The organism is Erythrobacter sp. S267 (genome assembly GCF_057365045.1).
The window spans coordinates 2,220,001-2,244,297 of sequence record NZ_CP200298.1; the positions used below are offsets into that span (position 1 = coordinate 2,220,001).

At 60.3% G+C, this 24,297-nt stretch carries 24 protein-coding genes (1 of these 24 only partly in view); 12 read left to right on the plus strand and 12 right to left on the minus strand.

Translation table 11 applies throughout. The features are described 5' to 3' along the window. The 3 genes from AC0V6X_RS10455 to AC0V6X_RS10465 all read left to right on the plus strand — a co-directional run. Positions 1-1,356, plus strand: partial view of a lipopolysaccharide biosynthesis protein gene (locus AC0V6X_RS10455; RefSeq protein ID WP_486184483.1) — the 3' portion only. 177 nt of this gene lie to the left of the window's left edge; the window shows 1,356 of its 1,533 coding nt (coding positions 178-1,533); the start codon falls outside the window, past its left edge; its stop codon occupies positions 1,354-1,356. Between the two features lie 63 nt (positions 1,357-1,419). Beyond that, the gene (locus AC0V6X_RS10460; RefSeq protein ID WP_486184484.1) at positions 1,420-2,412 is read left to right on the plus strand and encodes an aspartyl protease family protein; all 993 of its coding nucleotides are present in this window, start codon (positions 1,420-1,422) and stop codon (positions 2,410-2,412) included. Positions 2,413-2,499: 87 nt separating this feature from the next. After that, positions 2,500-4,347 carry an ABCB family ABC transporter ATP-binding protein/permease gene (locus tag AC0V6X_RS10465; RefSeq protein ID WP_486184485.1) on the plus strand — a complete coding sequence of 616 codons (1,848 nt, stop codon included), beginning with the start codon at positions 2,500-2,502 and terminating at the stop codon, positions 4,345-4,347. A gap of 2 nt (positions 4,348-4,349) precedes the next feature. Here the strand turns inward: AC0V6X_RS10465 and AC0V6X_RS10470 are convergent, their stop codons facing one another. The 5 genes from AC0V6X_RS10470 to AC0V6X_RS10490 all read right to left on the minus strand — a co-directional run bounded on the left by AC0V6X_RS10470 (position 4,350) and on the right by AC0V6X_RS10490 (position 10,280). Beyond that, positions 4,350-7,220 (minus strand): M16 family metallopeptidase, encoded by a 2,871-nt coding sequence (locus tag AC0V6X_RS10470; RefSeq protein ID WP_486184486.1) that lies wholly within the window; start codon positions 7,218-7,220, stop codon positions 4,350-4,352. A gap of 134 nt (positions 7,221-7,354) precedes the next feature. Further along, complete coding sequence (locus AC0V6X_RS10475) at positions 7,355-7,750, minus strand: ACT domain-containing protein (RefSeq protein WP_486184487.1); 396 nt, start codon at positions 7,748-7,750, stop codon at positions 7,355-7,357. A 99-nt stretch (positions 7,751-7,849) separates the two neighbouring features. Beyond that, positions 7,850-9,148 carry an ATP-dependent protease ATPase subunit HslU gene (hslU, locus tag AC0V6X_RS10480; RefSeq protein WP_486184488.1) on the minus strand — a complete coding sequence of 433 codons (1,299 nt, stop codon included), beginning with the start codon at positions 9,146-9,148 and terminating at the stop codon, positions 7,850-7,852. A gap of 13 nt (positions 9,149-9,161) precedes the next feature. Beyond that, complete coding sequence (gene hslV, locus AC0V6X_RS10485) at positions 9,162-9,722, minus strand: ATP-dependent protease subunit HslV (protein WP_486184489.1); 561 nt, start codon at positions 9,720-9,722, stop codon at positions 9,162-9,164. Between the two features lie 57 nt (positions 9,723-9,779). After that, the gene (locus tag AC0V6X_RS10490) at positions 9,780-10,280 is read right to left on the minus strand and encodes an outer membrane protein assembly factor BamE (protein WP_486184490.1); all 501 of its coding nucleotides are present in this window, start codon (positions 10,278-10,280) and stop codon (positions 9,780-9,782) included. Between the two features lie 219 nt (positions 10,281-10,499). On the opposite strand from AC0V6X_RS10490, the gene AC0V6X_RS10495 reads away from it, so the two are divergent. Further along, a complete protein-coding gene (locus AC0V6X_RS10495) occupies positions 10,500-11,048 on the plus strand; it encodes a ubiquinol-cytochrome C chaperone family protein (protein ID WP_486184491.1) in 549 nt (182 codons plus the stop codon). Continuing rightward, positions 11,048-11,587, plus strand: coding sequence for a YceD family protein (locus tag AC0V6X_RS10500; protein WP_486184492.1), 540 nt, complete (start codon positions 11,048-11,050; stop codon positions 11,585-11,587). Before AC0V6X_RS10495 ends, AC0V6X_RS10500 begins: the two co-directional genes overlap by 1 nt. 103 nt (positions 11,588-11,690) lie before the next feature. Here the strand turns inward: AC0V6X_RS10500 and ssb are convergent, their stop codons facing one another. The 3 genes from ssb to AC0V6X_RS10515 all read right to left on the minus strand — a co-directional run bounded on the left by ssb (position 11,691) and on the right by AC0V6X_RS10515 (position 13,738). Next, a complete protein-coding gene (gene ssb / locus AC0V6X_RS10505; protein WP_486184493.1) occupies positions 11,691-12,242 on the minus strand; it encodes a single-stranded DNA-binding protein in 552 nt (183 codons plus the stop codon). Between the two features lie 156 nt (positions 12,243-12,398). Further along, on the minus strand, positions 12,399-13,079 hold the full coding sequence (locus tag AC0V6X_RS10510; protein WP_486184494.1) for a COQ9 family protein: 681 nt from the start codon (positions 13,077-13,079) through the stop codon (positions 12,399-12,401). 2 nt (positions 13,080-13,081) lie between these two features. After that, entirely contained in the window at positions 13,082-13,738 is a 657-nt protein-coding gene (locus AC0V6X_RS10515) for an ankyrin repeat domain-containing protein (RefSeq protein WP_486184495.1), read from the minus strand. Between the two features lie 119 nt (positions 13,739-13,857). Between AC0V6X_RS10515 and AC0V6X_RS10520 the strand changes: the two genes are divergently transcribed. The 7 genes from AC0V6X_RS10520 to AC0V6X_RS10550 all read left to right on the plus strand — a co-directional run bounded on the left by AC0V6X_RS10520 (position 13,858) and on the right by AC0V6X_RS10550 (position 18,510). Beyond that, complete coding sequence (locus tag AC0V6X_RS10520; RefSeq protein ID WP_486184496.1) at positions 13,858-14,463, plus strand: SCO family protein; 606 nt, start codon at positions 13,858-13,860, stop codon at positions 14,461-14,463. Then, positions 14,451-14,900, plus strand: coding sequence for a YcgN family cysteine cluster protein (locus AC0V6X_RS10525; protein ID WP_486184497.1), 450 nt, complete (start codon positions 14,451-14,453; stop codon positions 14,898-14,900). Before AC0V6X_RS10520 ends, AC0V6X_RS10525 begins: the two co-directional genes overlap by 13 nt. Then, positions 14,897-15,634 (plus strand): M48 family metallopeptidase, encoded by a 738-nt coding sequence (locus AC0V6X_RS10530; RefSeq protein WP_486184498.1) that lies wholly within the window; start codon positions 14,897-14,899, stop codon positions 15,632-15,634. The genes AC0V6X_RS10525 and AC0V6X_RS10530 overlap by 4 nt, the downstream gene beginning before the upstream one ends. A gap of 97 nt (positions 15,635-15,731) precedes the next feature. Next, positions 15,732-16,316, plus strand: a complete 585-nt coding sequence (locus AC0V6X_RS10535; RefSeq protein WP_486184499.1) for a DUF4402 domain-containing protein — start codon at positions 15,732-15,734, stop codon at positions 16,314-16,316. A 52-nt stretch (positions 16,317-16,368) separates the two neighbouring features. Further along, positions 16,369-16,851, plus strand: coding sequence for a hypothetical protein (locus AC0V6X_RS10540; protein ID WP_486184500.1), 483 nt, complete (start codon positions 16,369-16,371; stop codon positions 16,849-16,851). Further along, positions 16,848-17,837, plus strand: coding sequence for a bifunctional diaminohydroxyphosphoribosylaminopyrimidine deaminase/5-amino-6-(5-phosphoribosylamino)uracil reductase RibD (gene ribD, locus AC0V6X_RS10545; RefSeq protein ID WP_486185569.1), 990 nt, complete (start codon positions 16,848-16,850; stop codon positions 17,835-17,837). Before AC0V6X_RS10540 ends, ribD begins: the two co-directional genes overlap by 4 nt. A gap of 49 nt (positions 17,838-17,886) precedes the next feature. Continuing rightward, positions 17,887-18,510 (plus strand): riboflavin synthase, encoded by a 624-nt coding sequence (locus AC0V6X_RS10550; protein WP_486184501.1) that lies wholly within the window; start codon positions 17,887-17,889, stop codon positions 18,508-18,510. 42 nt (positions 18,511-18,552) lie between these two features. Here the strand turns inward: AC0V6X_RS10550 and AC0V6X_RS10555 are convergent, their stop codons facing one another. The 4 genes from AC0V6X_RS10555 to AC0V6X_RS10570 all read right to left on the minus strand — a co-directional run bounded on the left by AC0V6X_RS10555 (position 18,553) and on the right by AC0V6X_RS10570 (position 24,055). Continuing rightward, positions 18,553-19,749, minus strand: a complete 1,197-nt coding sequence (locus tag AC0V6X_RS10555; protein ID WP_486184502.1) for a hypothetical protein — start codon at positions 19,747-19,749, stop codon at positions 18,553-18,555. A 219-nt stretch (positions 19,750-19,968) separates the two neighbouring features. Beyond that, entirely contained in the window at positions 19,969-20,877 is a 909-nt protein-coding gene (locus tag AC0V6X_RS10560) for an OmpA family protein (RefSeq protein WP_486184503.1), read from the minus strand. A gap of 958 nt (positions 20,878-21,835) precedes the next feature. Next, the gene (locus AC0V6X_RS10565; RefSeq protein ID WP_486184504.1) at positions 21,836-23,017 is read right to left on the minus strand and encodes an amino acid aminotransferase; all 1,182 of its coding nucleotides are present in this window, start codon (positions 23,015-23,017) and stop codon (positions 21,836-21,838) included. Between the two features lie 102 nt (positions 23,018-23,119). Beyond that, positions 23,120-24,055: a DUF1134 domain-containing protein gene (locus AC0V6X_RS10570; protein ID WP_486184505.1), complete on the minus strand. Its 936-nt coding sequence runs from the start codon at positions 24,053-24,055 to the stop codon at positions 23,120-23,122. Positions 24,056-24,297 lie beyond the last annotated feature (242 nt).

The window sequence follows — 24,297 nt, forward strand, 5'->3', positions numbered from 1 at the left end:
CGATTGCTGGACCCCTCGGATTACGGTCTGTTCGCCATGAGCCAAGTGGTCGTGACCGCTCTCGCTTTTCTAAACGGGCAGAGCTTCGCCACTTCTATTGTTCAGACAGACCGTCTGGACGAGCGGCGGATTGCGCAAGTCTTTGGCATGCTGCTGCTGGCCAACATTCTGCTTGCCAGCATCCAGTTCCTCTTCGCCCCGATGGCAGCGGCCTATTTTGAAGAGCCCGTGGTCGCCGACCTGCTGCGCGTGCAGGCGGCGATATTCCTGACGATTCCCTTCATAGCCCTCCCCTCAGAATGGCTTGCGCGCAAGCTTGAGTTTCGCAAACAGGGCCAGGTCAATATGGGCAGCGCTCTTGTCGGAGCGTTGACTGCCTTGCTGCTCGCATGGCTTGGCTGGGGCGTGTGGGCTCTGATCTATGCGGGCCTTTCGATCTTTGTCGCAAGGGCAGTGGGCATGACCATCGCGGCGGGCCTGTGGATCAAACCGGTCTTCGATCCGCGCGGCGCATGGGATCTTGTCACATTCGGAGGAACGCTGACGGCGTGCCAACTGTTCTGGATCATCCAGAGCCAAAGCGATGTCGTCATCGCCGGTCGCTTGCTGCCGACGCATGACCTTGGCTTATATACCCAAGCCCTGTTCCTTGCGCTAATTGTGACCGGGCGTTTTATCCCGCCGATCAACGAAGTCGCTCTCGCCGCCTATTCAGAGCTGCACCGGGCGAAGAAGCCGCTTGGCCCCTATTTTCTGAAGACCGTTCGAATGGTCATGATGGTGAGCGCACCTCTATACATAGGTCTGGCGCTGACGGCCGAGAACGCCATCCTTGTCCTGATGGGAGAGAAGTGGATCGGCCTCATCCCGATTATCGCCGGGCTCGCATTGGTGATGCCCGCATTTGCTCTGCATCTCATCTGCTCTCCCGTGACCAACGCGATGGGGCGGCCCAAAGTCTATCTGTTTACGAGCATTGCCGGCGCTGTGATCTTTCCGGCCCTCTTCCTTTGGGGCGCGCAGGATGGAGCGATGGGTCTGGTCCATGCATGGTGGCTGGCCGCACCGGTGCTTTGCGCGGTCACTCTGTGCGTCACTCTGCCGCGAATCAGTGTGAGCCCCCTCGCTCTGATCGAAGCGGTTACCCCGATTGCTCTGGCCTGCGCGGCAATGGCTGTGGTGGTTCTGTTTGCGCAGCAGCTGATCGCAATCGACAGCCCGCTCCTCGCCCTCGCATTCCACGCCGCCCTTGGCGCGGCAACTTATGGAGCGACCTTCTGGTTTGGCTATCGTGGGATCGTTCGAGAGACTTGGGCGATGCTGCGCAATCGTGAGACAGCGCCCGCTGTCGCCTGAGCGCATTTGGGGCATCGCTGCTTGTCTGATACTCTCTAGTTCGAGAAATGAGAGGATCGCCGCATGACAATGATTGGAACACTCGCCGCGGGCCTTTTGGGCGCAAGCTCATCAGCCGCGATTGCAGTTGAGCCTCCCGCCACCGCGTCAACTGCGCCTCTCGACGCCGTTGCTCCCAACCTCACCGATCCGGCGACCGACGTGCTGGATATCGAGGAGGACCGCAATAACCGCTACACCGTGCCGGTCATGGTCGAAGGTAGTGGGCCGTATGACTTCATGATCGACACGGGCAGTCAGGCGACTGCTGTAACGCACCAGATCAATGAGGGGCTGGAGCTGACCCCGTTTGGGACCGCCACTCTGGTCGGCATGGCCAGCCGCCGTCCGGTTGATGTGGTCGAAGTGGATTCCATGTCTTTCGGGGCACACACCGTCACCGACATTCTGTCTCCCGTCCTGGATGCTCGCAATGTCGGCGCAGATGGGATCCTTGGGCTCGACAGCTTGCAGGACTTCCGCGTCCTCATCGACTTTCGCGATGAAACTATCGCGGTGCAGGATATGAGCGAGGTCGAGAATGAGAGGCGCGGCTTTGAGATCGTCGTGCGCGCCCGGCAAGAGCTGGGCCAGTTGCTCATTACCGACGCGATGATCGAAGGGGTGCGCGCAACCGTCATCATCGACACCGGTGCGCAGGCGAGCATTGGCAACATGGCCCTGCGCGAACAGATCCGCACAAAACGCTCAGAAGAGATCGTCACCACTGACGTCAACGGCGTGGACATTGTTGGGGAGCTTTCCTTTGTCCGTTCGCTGACAATTGAAGGGCTTTCCTTGCAGAATGTCCCTCTTGCGTTTGCAGATGCACCTGCGTTTGAGGCGCTGGGATTGAAGGACACACCAGTGATCGCGCTAGGCATGCAGCATCTGCGCATGTTTGACCGGGTTGCGATCGACTTTTCCAGCCAGCGCATCCTATTCGATGTGCCGCGCGATATCGCCCGTGAATTGCGGCGCGCCCGCCGCCAAGGCAACCGGCTAAGAGCAAGATAATCGCACACCGCATAGGCCGTCTTTGGCAGGCACACCAACAAGCCGCCTTGTTCTAGAGCCCACCCGCGCCCACATGGGCGGCCTATCATGCCGCCCGACACAGCCACCTCTGACGATCAAAAGACGGCGCCCGAGGCCGAAGGCTGGCCGACACTCAAGCGGTTCCTGCCCTATCTGTGGCCGCGCGATAATCCGGGCCTGCGCTGGCGGATCGTCATTGCGATGGGGCTGGTGCTCGCCGCCAAGGCAACGACGCTCGCCCTGCCCTTTGCCTATAAGGGCGCGGTTGATGCGATGGAGGCATCGGGCGCGGCGGACGACATAGCCGCAAGCGCGCAGGTCGCGATGGCGCTGGTCGCCGCCTACGTGCTGGGTCGCTTCACTTCGCTAATGTTCGACAATTTGCGCAATGTGGCGTTTGAGCGTGTCGGCCAGATGGCGACGCTGAGCCTTGCCGAAGACGTCTTCCACCGCCTCCACCGCCTCTCCTTGCGCTTCCACTTGAGCCGCCGAACGGGCGAGGTCACCAAGATCATCGAACGCGGAACCAAGAGCATCGACATGATGCTCTATTTCCTGCTGTTCAACATTGCTCCGACCGCGATTGAGCTGATCGCAGTGGGCGTGATCTTCTACCTAAATTTCGGCTGGGAGCTGGTCGCAGCGACCGCCCTTGCGGTTTTCGCATACATATATGCAACGCGCACGATCACCGAATGGCGCACCAAGCTGCGGCGCGAGATGAACGATCTCGATGGGCAAGCGCTGCACCGCGCGGTGGACTCGCTCCTCAATTTTGAGACGGTCAAATACTTCGGAGCAGAACGGCGCGAGGAAGAGCGTTACGGCAATGCCGCGCGCGCCTATGCCAAGGCAGCGGTCAAGTCAGAAAACTCGCTCGCGCTTTTGAACGTTGTCCAGTCAGGCATCACCAATGCGCTGATGGCAGGCGCAATGGCGTTCAGCGTCTGGGGCTGGAGCCAGGGCAAGCTGACCGTCGGCGACCTGGTCTTCGTGAACACCTATCTGATGCAGCTCTTCCGCCCGCTTGATTTGCTCGGCTGGGTCTATCGCACGATCCGGCAGGGCCTTGTCGATATGGCGCAGATGTTCAGCCTGATGGACACCGCGATGGAGGTGGAGGATGCGCCCGACGCGAAGCCGCTGAGCTTCGAGGAGCCAGCGCTCCATTTCGACAACGTCACCTTTGGGTATGAGGACGGGCGAACGATCCTCAAAGGCCTCAGCTTCGATGTGCCCGCTGGATCAACTCTGGCGATTGTTGGTCCGTCGGGTGCTGGCAAGAGCACAATTGGCCGGTTGCTGTTCCGTTTCTACGACCCGCAATCCGGACGCATCCTGATCGACGGGACCGATATTGCGACCGCAACGCAAGACAGTGTGCGCGCGGCCATCGGCATCGTCCCGCAGGATTCGGTCCTTTTCAACGACACGCTCCGCTACAACATCGCTTATGGAGCCGAAGACGCGGACGACGAGACGGTCGAGCGTGCTGCGCGCGATGCGGCCTTGATGCCTCTGATAGAGCGTATGCCAGATGGCTTTGACACTTTGGTGGGTGAGCGTGGTCTCAAACTGTCCGGCGGAGAAAAACAGCGCGTCGCCATTGCGCGCACGCTGGTGAAGAACCCTCCGATCCTGCTATTGGACGAGGCAACCAGCGCGCTCGACACGCGGACTGAGCGGGAGATCCTCGGCACGCTCAAACGGTTGGCGCGGGGGCGCACGACAATTGCGATTGCCCACAGGCTTTCAACGATTGCCGACGCCGACCGCATTTTGGTGCTGGACGGCGGAGAACTGGCGGAAAGCGGCACGCATGCGCAGCTGCTGGCGCAAGGCGGGCTTTATGCCGAAATGTGGACCCAGCAAGCGCAAGAGCAACAAGACGAGGAGCCGGTGACGGCGAAGTAGGCCTATTGCTGGTCCGACAGCGCTGCAGCGCTTTCCATGCCGAGCGAAGCCAAGTCCAGATCACGCAGCGTGATCACCTCAATATTCTCGCGGAGCCATGCTAACTCATCCATGAATTGCGCGGCATCGCCGACGACGATCAAGGTCACTTTGTCAGGATCGAGATAGGCTCTCGCTGCCGTGATCGCATCTTCCGGCGTCACCGCCTCAAGCCGTTCACTAAACCGCACCGCTTCATCCGCGCTGAGCCCCTGCAACAAGGCTTCAGCCGCAATCCGGTTGAAACCGCTGCTGGTCTCAAGCGCCCTTGCCTGTCTGCCCGTCAGATAAGCACGGCGACGTTCGACCAGGTCGTCAGTCAACGGCTCGCTCGCCATCCGCTCAAACTCGGCGAGAAATATTCGCGCCACTTCGCCCGCGCTCTCGTTCTTGGTCTGCGCAAAGGCGGTCAGGATCGCATCATCGGCGCGGTCGCCAAAGCCAGAATAAGCGCCATAACTCAGCGCACGCTTTGTGCGCACTTCTTCAAACAGCCGACCGCTCGATCCCCCGCCCAGCACCGCATTGGCAAGTTCAACTGCAAAGTAATCGGGATGGTCACGCGCGGGCGCACGCACCGCTGCGAGCACTGCGGCCTGTCCGGCCTCTGGCACATCGATGACGATGGTGCGCACCGGAAGCACATCGCCTGCCGGGTCCTGCGCAATTGGCGCGGGGCGCAAGGGCGTTTGCCAATCACCGAGCATATCCTCAACCAAAGCGAAGGCCGCTTCGGGCTCCATTCCGCCTGACACCACCACCTTCATCCGCGCCGGGTGAATGAAGCGCTGGCGGTAGATCAGCAGGTGATCGCGGGTAAGCGCGGACAGGCTCTCAACCGTGCCGCCCGGATGCGAGCCGTAGGGCGCATCACCATACACCACAGCGCGCGCGGCATAGCGGGCAATGCTGCCGGGATCCTTCATTGCGACTTGCAAACTGTCGATGGCGCGCAGGCGCTCCCGCTCAAATTCGCGCGGAGGGTAGATCGCACCTTTGACGATGCCTGCGGCGAGCTCCCCAGCCTGAGGCATGTTCGCGACAGGAGCGGTCAGGCTGAAACTGGTTCCGTCGCTGCCTGAGCCGCCAGCAAAGCTTGCGCCAAGGCTCTCAAAGCGGGCCGCGATCTCGCCTTCGCTGATCCCGTTGACGCCTGTATCTGCAATCGCAGCGGCCATATTGGCGATCCCGGCGAGGCCTTGCGGATCGGTTCTGCTGCCGCCGGGCACAACCATCGTGATCGTCGCAATCGGCACATTGCCGGTTTGAACCGCGACAACTTCAATGCCGTTGGCAAGCCGGTCTTCGACCATGGTTGGCGACGCAATCTGGGGAGGCTGCGAAGGGCTGGGCGCGGCCTCGCGTTGATCTGCTGGCAGGACGGAGCGAACCTCACCTACAGGCGGAGGGAGGGTTGCAAAGCTCGGCATTGGAACAGGGTTGGCATAGGCGGCTTCGTCCGCTGGCCCGGCGGTGTAAGTGATGGTCACGCGGGTTTCAGGGTCGAGATATTGCGCTGCGACGCGCTGCACGTCGTCAGGTGTGACCGCCTGCAACCGCTCCAGCCAGATATCTGCAAAGCCCGGATCGCCGCTCGCCATCAAAGCCTCGCCCAATTCAAATGCGCGTCCCCGCGCGGTTTGGCGCCGGTTAAGGGCGGCGGAGATGATCTCTCCGCGCGCTTCGGCCAGTTCTTCTGGGCTGACCAGTTCAGCGCGAACCCGCTCCAATTCGGAATCGAGGATGGCCGAAACCTCTTCCATTCGCTCTTCATCACGGACCAAAGCGTAGACCGCAATCTGTCCCGCCTCGCGGTATTGCTGCACACCGGCAGAGACCTGAAACGCATGACCGGTGCGCACCAAAGCGTTATCGAGCCGGTTGTTTTGGCCTCGCGACAAGACCGCCTCCAGCATTTCAAGTGCGGCGGAATCGGAGTGAGCCAAGGGAGGCGCTTTCCACACGCCGCCCACCACGGGCAGCGGGACATTGGGCGCGGTGGCGTTGACTGTGCGAGGGGCAGTACGCGCAGGCTCGCGAAGGGTGATCGTCGGATCGACCGGATTGGCGCGGGGCGGAATATCCGAGAAATAGGTCTCAACCAGCTCGCGCAGGCGCGCCTCTTCAAAGTTGCCCGCGACAATCAGCGTTGCTGTGCCGGGACCGTAGTAAGCCTCATAAAAGGCGCGCGCGTCATCCAGCGTCGCCTGCTCCAGATCAGCGATTGAGCCAATTCCCGGACGGCGATGCGGCATCACATCATAGGCGTTTTCAGGCAGGATAAAGCGCTGCAATCGGCCATAGGGCGGCGCAAGCACTCTCTCTCGCAGCTCTTCAATGACAACGCCGCGCTCGGTCTCGAACACCTGCTCGTCAATGACGACATTCGCCATCCGCTCACGGTGAGTCCACAGCATCGTTTCGAGATACTCAGCTGGAACCTGCTCCCAATAATTGGTCCGGTCGACCCAGTTGGACGCGTTACGCGTGCCCCCCACATCGGCGGTGAGGTCGTAGATCAGATTGTAGGGCATGTTGCGCGTTTTGCGACTGATGATGTGCTCAATCAGATGCGAGAAGCCTGCGCGCCCTTCGGGATCATGCTTTGACCCGATGGCGTACCAGACGGAAGTTGTAACCGTGCTGGTAGTGGGATCGGGCAAAGCGATCACCGTCAGGCCATTATCCAGCGTCCATGTCGAATACTCGATCTTGGGCACGGAAAGAGCAGGCGCCGCAGCGGAGACCTCATCGCCGTGATCATCGGCCGCAACGGGGCTTGTCAAAATAAGGCCCATTGCAGCGGCGCTGACGAGCAGAATTTTTCGGATCATCGGTTGAACGGCTCTTTGAACTTGGGGTCGGGCAGCGTTCGCCCGGATCTTCGTCCAAAGGGTTAGAGCGCTTCGGACCGTTGATTTCAACTGCTCCGCTTAACCCTAAACCGACTTAGCTCTAATCGAGAGTTTTAACGATGCGCGTCGCGGCTCAACCGTTCGAGCAGAGCGAGCGCCTCTTCGCGGTCCTCCCACGGGACAAACAGGTGATCGTGATGTAGCCCTGCAATCACATTGCAAGCGATCCCCGACGTTGCGAGCGCGGTGGAAACAGCCGCCGTCAATCCCACCGCCTCCAGATCGGAATGCACGCTTAGCGTAATCTTCGCGAATTGCGGAACATCCTTGGCCGCTGCAGGAGCGGGAAGAATGCAGGTCATGCCCTCCTCCTCGCGGATCACAGCAAACGCAGTTGGGGGAATGAAGGCGTCGTCCGTAATCGGCTGAAAGCTCCACGCACGCGGTGAGAGCACGGGAGCCATGCTCACCAACATGGCCTTCAAATCTTTGACGCTGCCCGGTTTCATTCTTGATCCTATGCATTTGGTGCAATTGCTGGACCAGTAAATAGGTGTTGCATCGCTGACCGGCTTGGAGCGATCCGACATAAAGTGCTGAAAAAGCGATCAAAGGATGTATTTGGACAGGTCCGCATCACCCGCAAGATCGCCCAAACGCTCACGCACATAGGCAGCATCGATGGTGATCGTCTCGCCTTCGTGCTCTTCAGCTTCAAAGCTGATTTCCTCGAGCAGTTTCTCCATTACCGTTTGCAACCGCCGCGCGCCGATATTCTCGACGCTTTCATTGACCTGAGCAGCGATGGTCGCGACCTCGTTCACGGCATCTTCCTTGATGTCGAGCTCGACCTTTTCCGTGCCCAGTAGAGCGCGGTATTGCTCGACCAGATTGGCCCGCGTTTCCGCCAGGATGCGGACAAAATCCTCCTGCGTGAGCGCGCGCAAATTGACGCGGATCGGCAGGCGGCCTTGCAGCTCTGGCAGCATGTCAGAGGGCTTGGCGACGTGGAACGCACCTGACGCGATAAACAGCACGTGGTCGGTCTTCATCGGACCGTACTTGGTCGCGACCGTCGTGCCCTCAATCAACGGCAGAAGGTCGCGCTGCACGCCTTCGCGGCTGACTGAGCCACCGCGCACATCGGAGACAGCGATCTTGTCGATCTCATCAAGAAAGACGATCCCGTTGGTCTCCGCATTCTGGAGCGCGACGCGGGCGACATCTTCGTCATCAAGACGCTTGTCCGCTTCTTCGTCGACCAGCTTGTCCCAAGCCTCCGGCACGCGCAGTTTGCGGCGCTTGGTCGGCTTTTTCCCGAATGCTTTCCCCATCATGTCGGACAGGTCGATCATCTGCATATTGCCGCCCATATTGCCCATATCGAATGGAGTGTTGGGGGCCTCTGTCACGTCGATCTCGACCTCAACCTCGTTCATCGCGTTCTGGACGATGCGTTCGCGAAAGCTTTCGCGCGTTGCTTCAGAGGCGTTCTCGCCCACCAGCGCGTTGAGCAGGCGCTCCATCGCCGCTTCGGAAGCCGCTTCGCGCACGCTTTCGCGGCGGCGTTCCTTTTCGAGCCTGATCGATTCCTCGACCAGATCGCGCGCAATCTGTTCAACGTCGCGGCCGACATAGCCAACCTCAGTGAACTTGGTCGCCTCGACCTTCACAAAGGGAGCCTCGGCCAGCTTGGCCAAGCGACGGCTGATCTCGGTTTTACCGCAGCCGGTCGGGCCGATCATCAGGATGTTCTTGGGCGTGACCTCGTTTTTCAGCTCCGGCCCCAGCCGTTGCCGCCGCCAGCGATTGCGCAACGCCACAGCAACCGCGCGCTTGGCGTCCTTCTGGCCAATGATGTGTTCGTCCAATGCGGCGACGATCGCCTTGGGAGTAAGATTATCCATGTGGAGGTGTTTCCTAGACCGTTTCTACGGTTAGATTGCCATTGGTGAAGACGCAGATATCTGCCGCAACAGCCATCGCCTTGCGTGCGATTTGTTCGGGGTCGTCTTCGTAGTCTGCAAGTGCGCGCGCGGCTGCCAAAGCGTAGTTTCCGCCCGAACCGATCGCCGCAATCCCGCCTTCAGGTTCCAGCACATCGCCATTGCCAGTCAGAACCAGCAAGCTTTCGTTGTCCGCCACGATCATCAAAGCTTCGAGATTGCGCAAATATTTGTCCGTGCGCCAGTCTTTGGCCATTTCGACCGCGGCGCGGGTCAATTGGCCCGAATACTGCTCCAGCTTCTTCTCCAGCCGCTCAAACAAGGTGAAGGCGTCGGCAGTCGCGCCAGCAAATCCGGCAACGACTTTCTCGCCCTCACCGATGCGGCGCACCTTGCGCGCATTGGGCTTCATCACGGTGTTGCCCATGGAGACCTGGCCATCCCCGGCCACGACCACCTTGTCACCGCGCTTGACGCCGATGATCGTGGTTCCGTGCCATTGAGTAAGGCCGTGACTGTTTTGATTATCACTCATGCGAAGCGATATGGGCGCTGCGCGAAATGCGTCAAGCTTGACGTATTATCGTCCGCGCTATGGACCGCCGGGTCCACCGGCTCCCGGAGGGCCACTGCCGACCTGGCCGATATTGCCAAACAGATCTTCGAGGAAGCCTCGCTCCCGGCCCAGGGTCGGCGTTTTGTCACCGTCAGGCTGCAGGAAGGTCACTTCTTCAACACCACTGCGACCGACGCTCTCGACATTGCCCGCCTCGTCAAACTTCACCGCAAGGACAAAGTGGTCGCGGATGCGCGGGCGCACAAACGGGCGGCGGCCGGTCACGCTGGAGATGTAATACCAGGTGTTCTCGCCATATTGGCTCTCAAACGTAGGACGACCCAGCGCGCCCTCGACAGAGCGGCGATTGTCAATTCCCGGCTGCACAGTGCTCACCAGAATGGGGTCATTCACAAAGCCACGCGATTCGCGGATCGAGGAACACGCGCCCAGCGCCAGAACGGCGCAGCCCAGCATCGTGGCCTTGGCAAAGCGGCTCTTCAGGATCGATTGCTTATTCCCAGCGTTCAAAACCATTATCGGTTCAATTCCCGTCCGTGTCTTTCTCTTGCCGCGTGAGCCACGCGACCTATATCCACTCTGGCCTTAAGGCGTGGCGGCATGTCATGCAATGGGGCCTTCAACGAAGCCAACGCATAAGCGCCACGCATCGCCCACTGCTGGAGCCTCGCTGCAAGAGGCCCCGTGAATGGCCAGTGAATTGCTGAGAAACAGCACTAGTCTTGAGGTTTGTTAATGTCATTTTTGTCCAAGCTGCTCGGCACTGGCCCTGACCCGCGCGAAAGCGTGCGCCCTTTGTGGCACCGCGTTGTCGAGCTGGCCCGTGAGCCTGCATTCTACAGCGAGTGCGAGGTGGCTGACACAGTCGCTGGCCGCTTCGATCTGATCACTGCGGTCCTGTGCACTGTGATGGTGCGGGTCGAGGCAAGTGACCTGCGCTCTGAAAGCGCGCTGCTGGCGGAGCTTTTCGTCGAGGACATGGACGGCCAATTGCGCGAGTTCGGCGTCAATGACGTCGTGATGAGCAAGCGCATGGGCAAATTGATGAGCGTGCTTGGCGGACGGCTCGGCGCCTATCGCAGCGCGCTCAGCACAGATGGCGCAGCCGAAAACGAAGGGCGCGACCGGGACAAGCTGGTCGCGGCTATCTCTCGCAATGTCACTTTGCGCGAAGGCGTGAACGAGGAGGTGTGCGCCGGGCGTATCGCGGACCGCTTGATCGCCTTATCGCAGCGGCTCGAAAATGTGAGCGATGCAGACCTTCTCAAAGGACGCGTCCAGTAATGGCGCCCGGTGCGAGCGAATTGTCGCGCCCGATCAAGGTCAAGGGCCTGCCCGCTGAACCGATTGTGATCGACGCCGATGCGAGTGAGCGCGCTGCGCTGGCGGCCCGTTTTAGCCTGCCCGGTGTCGACCGGCTGCATGCGAGCATTGATGTGGAACTGCGCGGCTCTGCAATCAAAGCGACAGGCACGCTCAAAGCCGCCATCCGCCAATCCTGCGCGATATCGGGCGAGGATTTCCCTGCTGCAATTGACGAGGTCATTGACCTGCGCTTTGTCGAAGAAGGCACGCTCGATCCAGCCACCGATGAAGACGGCGAGATCGAAGTCGAGCTCGAAGCCGATGATTGCGACGAGATCGAATATTCCGGCGACACTTTCGACCTAGGCGAAGCTGTGGCGCAAACCCTCGGCCTGGCCATCGACCCTTACGCCGAAGGTCCAACCGCCGATGCCGCCCGCAAATCGGCCGGTATTGTCGCGGAGGGCGAGCAAGAAGGCCCCCTTGCAGCTGCGCTTAAGGGATTGGTCAAAGACTAGCTCTCGGCCTGCCTGGCAGCTTGGATCGCCATTCTCCAAAAACAAAAGGCCTCGCGGTTTCCCGCAAGGCCTTTGAACAATTCCAATTTCGCGCTACCCCTACTTAGAACGGGATGTCATCGTCGAGGTCGTCATAGCCGCCCCCGCCACCGGCACCGCCGGAACCTTGCCCCCCGTTGCCTGAGCCGCCACCAGAGCCTCCGCCCCCTTGGTTCCAGCCGCCGCCTTGATTTCCGCCACCCTGACCGCCGCCGCCATAGCCGCCACCTGAGCCGCCTCCGCCGCCCATGCCGCCGCCGTCACCGCGGCCATCAAGCATGGTGAGAGTGCCGCCAAGGCCCTGGATCACGACCTCGGTCGAGTAGCGATCATTGCCGCTTTGGTCCTGCCATTTGCGGGTTTGCAGTTTGCCTTCGACAAAGACTTTCGAGCCCTTCTTCAAATAGCGCTCCACCACATTGACTAGGCCATCAGAGAAGATTGCGACCGTGTGCCATTCGGTCTTTTCGCGGCGCTCGCCGGTATTCTTGTCTTTCCAGTTTTCCGATGTGGCAATGCGCAGGTTTGCGACGCGCCCGCCGTTCTGGAACGAACGGATTTCCGGGTCCGCGCCCAGATTGCCGATCAGCATGACCTTATTGAGCGAACCCGCCATCGAAAATTCCTTCCCTGTCGATTTGAAGCGCACAGGCAAAGCTGCGCGCGATTCTCTGACACGACAATAGGGAAGGCTTCGAGCCGAGGCGAGACGCCTGGCGGCTTTTCCACTTCCGATATGGAGTTTTAATGGTGTTGAGTTGAACCGCTGGCTTTACCGGCTCGGATAACGCAGCCGTCCCAGGAAGCGCGAGAGGCTCGGCATCTCAATATCCTTGTTGAGGAATTGCGCCTTGGCCTTTTCAAACTTCATCACGCCGTCGATCCGCCGGTCGAGGAATTCGTAGGACTTGGCCTTGCCCTCGCTGTCATCATTGACGAACACAGCGAGCGTCGCGCTGTAGATGCCGGCGAGGATCGCGCGTTTGGTGTAGTGGTTGTAATCGGTCGCGGTATCACCGGCGAGCCGCCACATGATATCCGCAGAACGCCAGCCGATCTTTAAACTGCGCGGCGCATTGTGAGGCATCGCCATGACCGCCATCGCGCGGCGGACGGCTTCATCGATATGCTCCACAGCCTCCAGCCGGAATGCAACCAAAGTGCGGATGCGCTCGCGGATTTTCAGCTGTGCCAGTTTCTCTTGCGGCCAAGCCTCTTCCATGGCCGCATCAACGCTGGCAATCCATGCATCGACCATATCCATCGCCTGAGAAGGTCCGCTCGGGAAAGCGAGTTTGGCGATGTCGACATCAGCCCCTGCCATCTCTGCTGCCGCTTCCAGAGCGGTTTCATTCCACCCATCAAAGATCGCAGAAGCCGCGATATCGGGCGCGAGCGCCACGCGCAGCTCATCAAGCGTCATGTCGGCGAAATCGGTTTGGGTGGTGCTCATGATCAGAAAGAGGGTCCATATTGCTGGGATTGGGTCGAGCCTTCGCGCGCTTCGTCGGCGATCTCAAATTCGCGAACGAGCAGCGAATTGCCGCTCATCAGCTCCATGTAATCGCGCGCTGAGCGTCCGGAATTGTCATTGCGATCAGGGTCAGCCCCTTCGGAGAGCAAGCGCCGGACAAGCGGGACATTGCGTTGGTGGACTGCGGTGATCAGAGGGGTTTCGCCCTGGCTGTCAGCGACATCGACTAGCGCGCCGCGTTTCAACAGCTCCTCTGCGCCATCGACAAAGCCAAGCCGCGCAGCAAGCTGCAAGGGCGTGAGGCCGTCATTATTCTGGATATTCGGGTTTGCACCGCGTTGCAGTAGGAACCGCACCCACAAGACATCGCGCCGCGCGACAACCACATGCAGACCAGTCTCTCCGGTCGTGATATCGCGGGTATTGACCACCTGCGTACCCGGCTGGTTGAGCATCTCTGTCGCGGTGTCCCCGTCGCGATCCTTGACCGCTTCGAGGAACTGATAGCCCTCTGACTGGAACTGAGCGAGAGCGGGATTGGCGGCTCCAACCGCCAGCGCGCCGGCAAACGCCGCCGCTACAATTGCCCTCGCGAAACGCGAATAGCCGCAAAAATTGCGCAAAACTGTCGAAATCACGCCTTGATCCTTTAGCAAGAACTGCCAGATTCTTGTTAGTGTTATTGTTACGAGGAAGCGCCCTGTTTGGACCCACTTGGTCCATGCGCTCCTTATCTTCGGAGTGCAATTAGCAGACCATGAACGCCCTCGCAAAGCCTCTTACGCTTGGCATCCTTGCGCCTGTTGCCTTGGCCCTGAGCGCATGCGCGGCCCAAGCGCCTGAACCGGTTGAACCACCCCTTGCCGGTGCGACGATTGGCGGAGAGTTCGAGCTGTCGAATACTAGCGGAGAGACCGTGCGCTGGTCGGACTTTGATGGTCGCTATCGCATTGTCTATTTCGGCTTCACCTATTGCCCCGACATCTGCCCAACCGACATTCAGCGCACCATTCAAGGGCTGGAGCAATTCGCTGAGAACGAACCCGAGCTGGCAGCGCAGATCCAACCGATCTTCATCTCGGTCGATCCAGAGCGCGATACGCCCGAGGTGGTGGATGAGTTCACCAATGCCTTTTCACCCGACCTTATCGGCCTGATTGGAACCCCCGATCAGCTTGAGGACGCGGCATCCAAATTTCTGGCTTCCTACACCCGCGTCGATGGCTCCTCGGACGATAATTATATGATGGACCACACGCGCACGACGTTGCTGTTCGGCCCAGAGGGTGATCCCATCGCGATCCTGCCGTCTGACCTGGGCGCGGATGCAGTCACGGAAGAACTCGCCAAATGGGTGAGGTGACCCTCAGGGATAAATTCTGGGAGCTGCCTCTCGACCAGCTCTCCCGCGCGGAGTGGGAGGCTTTGTGCGATGGGTGCGGGCGCTGTTGCCTCCACAAGATCGAAGATGCTGACACGGGCGAGATCGAAGACACCAATGTCGCGTGTAAACTGCTCGATTGCAGCACTGCGCAATGCACCGATTACAAAAACCGCAAGGCCTTCGTACCTGACTGCCTGCGGCTGACCCTGAGCATTGTTGAGGACGTGCCTTGGCTGCCTTCGACCTGTGCCTACCGGGTGCGCGCCGCTGGACGCCCCCTGCCCGAATGGCACTACCTCATCAGCGGCGACCGCGAGGACGTGGTCCGCGCCGGCATATCGGTCGCGGGCCGGGTCATCAGCGAGGATGATGCTGGCCCCATTGAGCACCACATCGTCGATTGGAATGCGGCGTGATCGACTGGCTCAAGAAATCGGCGTTAGAGCCTGAGATTGATCTGGAGGGCACCATCGTCCCCATCGCTCTGCGCCGTCACCCCACTGCCAAGCGGCTGACCTTGCGGATGGCGCCCGATGGCAGCGAGGTGCGGATCACTCTGCCCAAATGGGCGCGCAGCGCAGAGGCAATCGCTTTTGCCCATGCCCGGCGCGATTGGTTGGCCGAGCAGCACGCCAGGATACCGCAACGCCTCGCACCGGGACCGGGCAGCGAAGTGCTCTATCGCGGCGAGAGGCTGACCGTTGAGTGGGACGCCAAAGCCCCGCGCAAACCCAAGGTCGAAGGCAAAGCCATCACGCTTGGCGGCCCTGAGGCAGGGCTGGAAGGGCGGCTCAAACGCTGGCTTGAGAAAGAGGCACTGGCGCTCTTCGAAACCGACATTGCCGACTACACCGAGGCAGCGGCGCTTGACCCCGTGCCGGTCGGTCTTTCCCGTGCGCAAAGGCGTTGGGGGAGCTGCTCGGACGGGGCGCACTCCGGCCAAAAGCGCATCCGCCTCAACTGGCGGCTGATCCAGGCCCCAGACTATGTCCGGCGTTCGGTTGCCGCGCATGAGGTCACGCATTTAGTACACTTCGACCATAGCCCCGCCTTCCACGCTCTTCTGGGCGAGCTGTACGAAGGCGACATCGGGCAGGCGGATCGCTGGCTGAAAACAAATGGGCGCGACCTTTACACGACCTTTGGATAGGCCCTGTGCCTTCCAAGAGGGCTTCGTCACTTCGCGTAGCCTTTCGTTAACCCTGTTCGCTTAAATTGCAGTCATGTTTAGGGGAATTTCCCTGTGTTTGGCCCTGCTAGGCCTCCTGATCCTGTCGCCTGTTGGCACCGGGATGGAGGCGCGTGCGCAGGGTAATTGCCCCAATTGTGATCTGCCTCCGGGCTGCCGCGGCAACGGCAATGGCAACAATAACGGGAATGGCAACGGCAACGGCAACGGAAATGGCAACGGCAACAATGGCCGCAATTGCCAGCGGCTGACCATCACGATCGAAAGCGACATCGACTTTGGCCGAGTGGTCCTGCTGGGCGATGGTGAGGCGCGGGTCATCCTTGATCTTTCCACCGGGCAAAAGACGGTCATCGGCGATGGTGATGATCTGGGCGGTATGCCGATCACTGGCAAAGCGACAATCACGGGCGCTCCGTTTGAGGAAGTCGTGATTGGCCTGCCCGGAGAGGTTTCCATGCGCGACCCTGCAGGTGGCCAGGCCCGGCTGCGCGATATCGTGACCGATCTGGAAGGCTTCCCCCGGCTGGATGCGAACGGCCAGTTGGAGTTCAACTTTGCCGCAACCCTCTTGATCGAAGCGCAGACCAACGCGTCAGGAAACTTGCGCGGGCGCATTCCGATCTCGGTTGAATATCCTTAAGCCCGCTGAAGTCTAGCCTTGCCCCCATGCTCGCTCTATATTGGTGAGCATTATGGGTTTCCTCGCTGATTCACGTTTCAATCCCGCTCCCGGCATTCTCGACTTCTGGAACGAGTTCAAGAAGCCGAATCCGTGGCGCATCCCGATCCTTGCCGTGTCGATGGCCCCCTTTGGGCTGATTTTCGTGTGGCTGTCGAGCGAGACAGTCTATGCTGAACCTGAGCGTCCGCAAATCGAATACATTACCAGCTACGGGCCAGACCGCACGGATGAAGAGATCATTGCCTCCAACATCGCCAATCAGGAGGTGAAGGAACTGCGCGCGGCCCAGCAGGAGGCGCTCGAAGAACGCAAGCGCAACCTCTATAAAGCCTTGGGCGCTGCCACGGGAATGGACGTCGAAGAGGCTGAACGCCGCGGGGAAGAGGAGCGCGCCGCCGCGGCCGCTGCAGAACAAGCGCGGCTGGATGAGCTGATGGGCCGGACTTCGGAAGAAGACGCGTCCGAAGCTGCACCCGAGAGTGACACGCCATAAAGCTCAATTCCATCACCGACGCCGAGTGGATGGCCGCCGCTGCGCGTCTGGCGTCGCGCGCACGACCACTGGCTCATCCCAATCCGGGCGTTGCTGCTTTGCTCGTCCGGCATGATGGCGATGTCGCGCGCGTCATTGGACGCGGCTGGACCCAAGCGGGAGGCCGCCCCCATGCCGAAGCCATGGCGCTTCGCGGACTGGGCGAAGGTGAAGCCAAGGGAGCGACACTTTACGTCACGCTAGAACCCTGCGCCCACCAATCCGAGCGCGGTCCGGCCTGCAGCGACCTGATCGTCAAAGCGCGCCCGTCTCGCGTGGTGGTCGGCGCCTTTGACCCTGACCCGCGCACCGCTGGCACCGGGGTAAAGCGGATCGAGCAGGCAGGGATCGCTGTGACAGTGCTCGAAGATGAGGCCTCTAGCGCAAGCATCGCTGGCTATCTCAGCCGCACGGAAAAGGGTCGCCCGCATATCACTCTCAAACTCGCAACCAGCTTGGATGGCTGCATTGCGACTATGCATGGTGAAAGCCAGTGGATCACAGGCGAGCAGGCCCGCGCCCATGTCCACGCCCAGCGCGCACGGCAGGACGCTATTCTCGTTGGTGGAGGAACATGGCGCGCCGATAGGCCCAGACTCGACGTGCGGCTCGATGGGCTGGAGGAACGCAGCCCCAAACGGCTCTTGCTCAGCCGCGGCGTCGCGCCGGACAATGTGCAAGTGATCAATCGCCCGTCCCAGGTTCACGACGTGAAAGACGTCCAATATCTCTATGTCGAAGGTGGCGCAGGGGCGGCGTCCAGCTTCCTTGCCGAGCAACTGGTCGATGAACTCCACATCTACCGCGCCCCCATACTGATCGGAGCAGGGCAAAGCGCCTTGGGCGATATTGGCCTTGGGGGACTGTCTGAAGCGCATGGCCATTGGCAACTCAAAGAGCGACGCCAGCTTGGCATCGATGTGTTTGAGCGATACGAGCACACCTGAACGCGCTCGCCTCATCCCGAGCGCCAGAAAGCCTTCAAAGGAAAACGAGATGTTCACCGGCATTGTCACCGCCATTGGCACCATCACGAAAGCGGATCAGCGCGGCGATCTGCGCCTGCGCATTGCCGCGCCGCTTGACGCAGCGCGGATCGACATCGGCGCCTCCATCGCGTGCTCGGGCGTGTGCCTTACCGCGGTCGACAAGGGTGGCTCTGCCGGCGACGCATGGTTCGATGTCGATGTTTCAGGCGAGACCGTAAGCCGCACGCGCGAGGGCATGTGGAACGAAGGCGCGCGCATCAATATTGAGCCGTCTTTGCGGGTCGGAGATGAGCTGGGCGGGCACATCGTCACAGGCCACGTCGACTCGGTTGGCGAAGTGGTCCTGGCAGAGCAGGTCGGTGACAGTTGGAAACTGGTCATCAGGGCGCGTGCCGAAATGGCCCCATTCATCGCGACCAAGGGATCGATCACGGTCGACGGCGTCTCGTTGACCGTCAACGACGTGCGTGATCGGCCTGATGGAACCTGCGACTTCATGCTCAACATCATCCCGCACACCGGCGAAGTGACGACTTTGGGGGCGCTTGGCGTGGGCGATCAAGTCAATCTCGAGATTGATGTACTCGCGCGCTATCTGAAGCGGATGCAGGGCCTGGCGGAGAAGCGCTGAGCCCCTAGCTAGCGATTAAGGGCCTAAGATCAGGGCCTAAGATCAAGGGAAGCTCTGCGTAACCGTGGCGGTGTTGCCAGTGCCACTCTGATCGACTTCGCTGAAATTGCTGGCTCCGCCTTGGTTGACCGTCGCCATGTTGGACGTGCCGTCTTGCAAGATGGTTGAGCTGTTAAGCAGCCCGCCCTGATTCAGGACTGCAATGTTCGAAGTGCCGCCCTGCTCAATGTTTGAGAAGCCCTCATCACCGTCCTGATTGACGTCGGCAAAGTTGTCCAAACTGCCCGCATCCTGCGCGACAAAGGACTCATTGTCGTTGCCGATTTGATCAACGAAAGCGGTGTTCTCGCTGCCGGATTGCTCAACATCGGAGAAGTTAAAATCCCCTGTCTGTACAATGTCGGTGTCGTTGAGGTCGCCTGATTGAATAATGAAACTCTCATTGGCAAAGCCGGTTTGGAACACGCCTAGGGACGCATCATCCGTGCCCAGCGCGACATTGTCATAGGTGGGTACGCCAATCGTGTTGTCCGTGCCTGACTGTTCGATGGCAGAGATGTTGCCATCCCCTTCCTGCCGCACACCGACCGAGTTTCCGTCACCGCCCTGAAAGACGAGCGAGAAGCTGCTGCCGTCCTGATAGACTTCTGCGACACCCGTGTCGTCGGTTTGGATAATCGCTGAAAGCGCCGAGCCGCTGATCTGGAAGACCTCTGCAAACTGGCGATCGCCCAGTTGGATCACGGCGCTGCCAGCATCGACCGTGTCGATCTGCTGGCGCACACGAGTACGGCCACGGGTTCCAATTTGCTGGACGAGCGATCCTGTGAGCGATCCTTCACCGCTGCCAAGCCCGCGCTGCACGACGCTGGCAACGTTGACCCCACCACCTCCGGCATTCTCCTGAAAGATAACGGACTGCACATCCTGACTCGATGCGGTCTGGGTGACGAACGCTCCGTTGTCGCCGGTTTGATCAATCGTAGAGACGCCGCCCGAACCGCGCTGGCGGACCGTGGCTCGGTTGGAGACCCCGTCTGCGCTCGCCGGTCGCAAAGTTCCGTCCTGAGTAATGTCCGAAGAGTTATCCGAGCCAGACTGCGTGACGGTCGCCTCGTTAGCCTCGCCGGTCTGCTCAATCTCGCTGTCGTTGCTCTGAGCATAGGCCGGTGCAGCAATTGCCAGTGACGCGAGGCCCAAAGTTGCGACAGAAGCTGACTTACGAAAAATGCTCTTCATTCTTTCCCCCCGGCGAATTCGCTGAGCATCGAACAGGACGCAGGCGAATCATCTTATGTGCGGGAGGCGGCCTCCCCATTGCGTGCTGCGTTAGCTAACACGTTAGTCTGCCCTAGGGAATAGTGCGTAGTTGGGGATGGCCGCAATTGTGAAGAGCCATAAAAAAGGGGCGAGCCGTTGCCAGCTCGCCCCTTTTTGGGTTCTTAAAGTCTTAGGCGATTAAAGCCCGTCGACGCTCTTCGACACCAGCACGTTGACCGCAACGCGGCGGTTCTGCGCTTTGCCGAATTCGGTCGAGTTGTCGGCGGCTGGATCAGACTCTGCCATGCCGGTTGGCGTCAGCATGCGGTAGGGTGCCCAGCCGCATTGCTGCTGGAGATAGTTCACCACGCTCGATGCGCGCTGTTCGGACAGGCGCTGGTTGATCTCCTGGCTACCGGTTGAATCGGTGTAGCCGACAACCAGAAGCAGGGCGTTGTCCATTTGCTCAGCCTGTTGGGCAGCACCGCACAGTTCCGCGCGCGCTGTCGGCGAAAGGTTGTGGCGACCGGTGTCGAAATAGACATTGGTCGTCGCCTTGATGTTGTACTGGTCGATCGCGCCAAAGCGGCCACGCAAAGCCTCAGTTGCCTGAGCGTTCTCTTCGATCGCGGTTTCGTTGGCGGCAAAGCGCTGATTGGTACCGGAGCGGATCATCTCAGCGGTTTCAAGATCGCCGTCGGAGAAACGCACGCGGCTGGCAACGAGAACGCCGTTCCAATCGCGGGTCTCAACCTCAACCGGAAGACCGTTCAAGAGCGCTTCCGCACCAAGCGTTTCACGGCCCAGCCCCAGAAAGCCGCCTTTGGCGCGGATGCTGGTCTGGTCAGTGACAGTCACTACAGTTCGCTGGCCATTGGCCGAGGTCACTTGCACGCGGTTGCCATTGCGTGCTGAGATAAAGCCTTCGATATCAGGCCCTTCTGCCAACCCCTCAAGAGCGGGAGGCTGCGGGGCATAAACAGTGGTCAGCACTTCGCCTTCATCGGCATTCTGCGCGATGGCGGGCGATACGGCTGGAACCGCAATCAATGCTGCAAGCGCCAGTGGGCTCACAATATGACGGGTCTTAAGTGTCGGAAAATTCATTCAATTACTCCTTCAAGCGTATTTCACCGCGATGCAAATTCACGCAGGGCCTGAGTGCTTAGGCGCGCCCACATCCTGCCCCTGTCCGTTTACTGCATCACCGGCTTGCAAGAGCCCCCTTCAAAATCGGGTTAATTTCACCGAAGAAACGACTAACTTCTCCCTACAAAGGGATCAAAAGCTCTCTTCCTCGAATGGTCGAAGTGTTGCTCGTATCCTTGCGCCAAGATGAACAGTCCAGCCCCTTTACCTGTTTGCTAGGCTGGCAAGAGCCGCTGCTGCGATGAAATGAGGCAATTTGATGGCGCGCGCCCTCGCCGAATCCTCGCAAGAGCCAAACCTAGCCAATTTGCGAGCGTCTAGGAGGGCCTTTCCTACAGGGTCGCTTGTGTGGCTTATCCTATCGGATGAGCTCCGATCCGACTTCCTCCCGCAATCTCCGCTCGCGGCCGCCCTATTTCACCCCGGTCAAGCTGCGCGCGCGCAAGGATGGTTGGAGCGCCGATCTGCAATGCGCCTTTCTGGCTAACCTTTATCTAACCGGCTCGGCCCGCGCAGCGGCGCGGCGCGTGGGCAAAAGTCGTGAGAGCGCGCACCGATTGCGTCGCCGCGCTGGTGCTGAAAGCTTCGCAGCGGCCTGGGACACGGTGCTGGCTGGCCCTCGCCTGTCGTCGGGAGCGCACGCCAAAGATGTGCAAAAAGGTGATGCGCGAAAAGTCACACTTGAACAGCTTGTTTGGCGGTTCGAGACAGGATTATGGCGTCCCGTCATCTACCATGGGAAGATGAGGGGCATTGCGAAAAAGCCTGACAATTCAGCTCTCTTACGCCTCCTCAACCGGCTCAACGCGAGAGAGCGCGCGGCCGAAAGGGCGCGCGCTTGAACGGCCTTGGCTTTTTTGAAAGCCGCAGGGTCACTGTGTCAAACACTACGCCAACGAAGGCGCGTCTGATCCACCTATCCGCCCGTCACATCGGCGATTGCCGCGATGAACTTGTCGATATTGTCCATCGTCAGACCGGCCACGTTGATCCGGCCAGAACCCGCCATGTAGATCCCGTGCTGCTCACGCAGAGCCACAACCTGCTCCTTCGTCACCGGCAGCATCGCAAACAACCCGTTTTGCGATCCAAGCGGGGTCAGATCGACACTGCCCGCCATTCCGGCGTCGGCGAGATGTGCGCGCACTTGCCGCATCCGCTCTCGCATCTGGTCAAGTTCGTCGAGCCATTGCGCAGTCATATCGGCGTCCCGCAGGATCACCCGCACGGCGGCCGCACCATGATCAGGCGGCATCGACCAGCTGGCACGAGCCAGCGCGTTGGCATTGGAGAAAGCCTTCTCCAGCGTCTCCCCGCCATTCTCAGACAGGATATAGAACGCACCGACACGGTCACGGTACATGCCGAAGTTCTTGTCGCAGCTGTAGGCGATCAGCGCCTCTGGCACTTTGGCAAGGACAGAGCGCATGCCAGCCGCATCCTCCTCCATACCCGTGCCGAGCCCCTGATAGGCGACGTCGATGATCGGGAAAGTCCCGCTTTCGACCAACGCGTCGCCAATCTGCTCCCATTCGTCAGCGGTGTAGTCGATGCCGGTAGGGTTGTGGCAGCAGCCATGCAGCAACACGCCCTCCCCCTCACCCGCATTGCGGATCGCGCCCAGCACTGCGCCAAGATTGGCTGTGCCGTCAGGGTTGGCGTGCTCGAACGCTTGCCACTCAAGGTCGATGTCCCCGAAGATCTGCGCGTGGTTAGGCCAGCTGGGCGTACCCATGTGAAGCTTGGTCAGACCGGCCTTCTGCGCCAGCGCCGCCGCCAAACGAACAGCGCCCGTCCCGCCCGGCGTCTGCATTCCTTGCAAGCGGCCACCCATCGTGGCGTCCTCGCCAAAGATATACGGCATCAGCGCGTTGACGAAGCCCATATCGCCTTCTGGGCCCAGATAGCTTTTGGAATCCTGCGTATCGACCAGCACCTGTTCGGCAGCCTTGATCGCGCCAAAGACAGGCGTGCCCCCTTGGCCCGTTCGATAGACGCCGACGCCAAGGTCGACTTTATCAGGGCGTTCGTCAGCCGCGTGAAGCTTGATCAGCGCGAGCAGCGCATCGGGCGATTGGGGTTCGAGACGGTCGAGCATGGCGCAAGGCTTTACCGCGCTTTGCGCGCGCTGCAACCGCCTTTCGGCATTCAGTGCTCTGCCCCGCGTTTTTACGCAGGTGCCAAAGCGGTTTTGACGACCTTAGAAGGGCAACCAGCGGTGCTTCTTCGAGAAACGCATATAGCCCGCATTGACGCCCAGCCTCAGGCCGGCACCCACGCGGATCGGAATCAGGACAACGTCCCCGCGGCGCATATAGCTCGCGTGCAGACCGCCTACGAAATAGGCTTGACCTTCGCCAGCGGGATAGCGGCGGAAGAGGTCTTCGCTGTCATAGAGATTGTAGACGAGGACAAAGGTGTTGCCCGCATTGGCACCAGCATCAATGCCCAGCGAGGGGCCCGTCCAGTAGACTTGCCGCTCGCCTTCGACCTTATGGAAAAGCGTGCCCGAGCCATAGCGCGCGCCAAAAATGAACGCGCCGCCCGCTTCGCGCCCGACGATGTAGCCGTTGGGCTCACCCTGTTCGCGCAGCAAGTCCTCGATCAGTCCGGCAAGGCCCTCTGCGCCTTTGCCAAAGACGCCTTCTGCGGCGCCGATCAGGTCGTCCTGACCATAGGTTGCGGATGTTGTTTCAGCGCCAGCGATCGGCTCGCCCGTGACAGGGTCGACCGCGTAAGGGTCCGCTGCCTCTTGCGCTTCAGGGCTCGAATATTCCGAAAACTCGCCGTCGAAGCCTTCATCTTGCGGCGATGGAACAGGCTGAACCGCACCTTGGGCCGGAGGAGCCACCTGAGGGGCGCCGCTCCACGCTCCTGGTTGGCCGGGATCGATCAGGTCAGCGTCAATCGCCGTTCCAGCGGTAGACGAGCTCGTTGGTGCGCCCGATGGAGCGGACGGCGAAGTGTAAGCATCGTTGGGATCGAAGCTCTCCACATCCTGCGCGGCTACGGGGGTGAGAGAAGGGGCCAGCGTCAACATCGCCGCCGCCGCCAGTGTGGCGAACAAACGGCTCGCTCTAGCAATCAGGCCAGAGCTTTGCGCGTCGCCAGCGCCGTTCGCGGGCTGCTTTTCCATCAGACATCCATCCTTGCGCATGGCAATTCCCTTTTCCTGCACTTCATTCGCACCCCTGCAACGTTAAGCAGACTCTCTCACGCCGCATTCGACAATCGCCTCTCGGCAGAGCGAATCGAAAACGCGATGAGCCGAGTCCGGTGTAGAGTGGGCGGTAATGAGTGCTGTCTGAACCTCGGACGAATCCCTAAGGGGCAGGCGCGCAACAATCGCCCCTTGAAGCCCCAACGAAGCGCGACTAT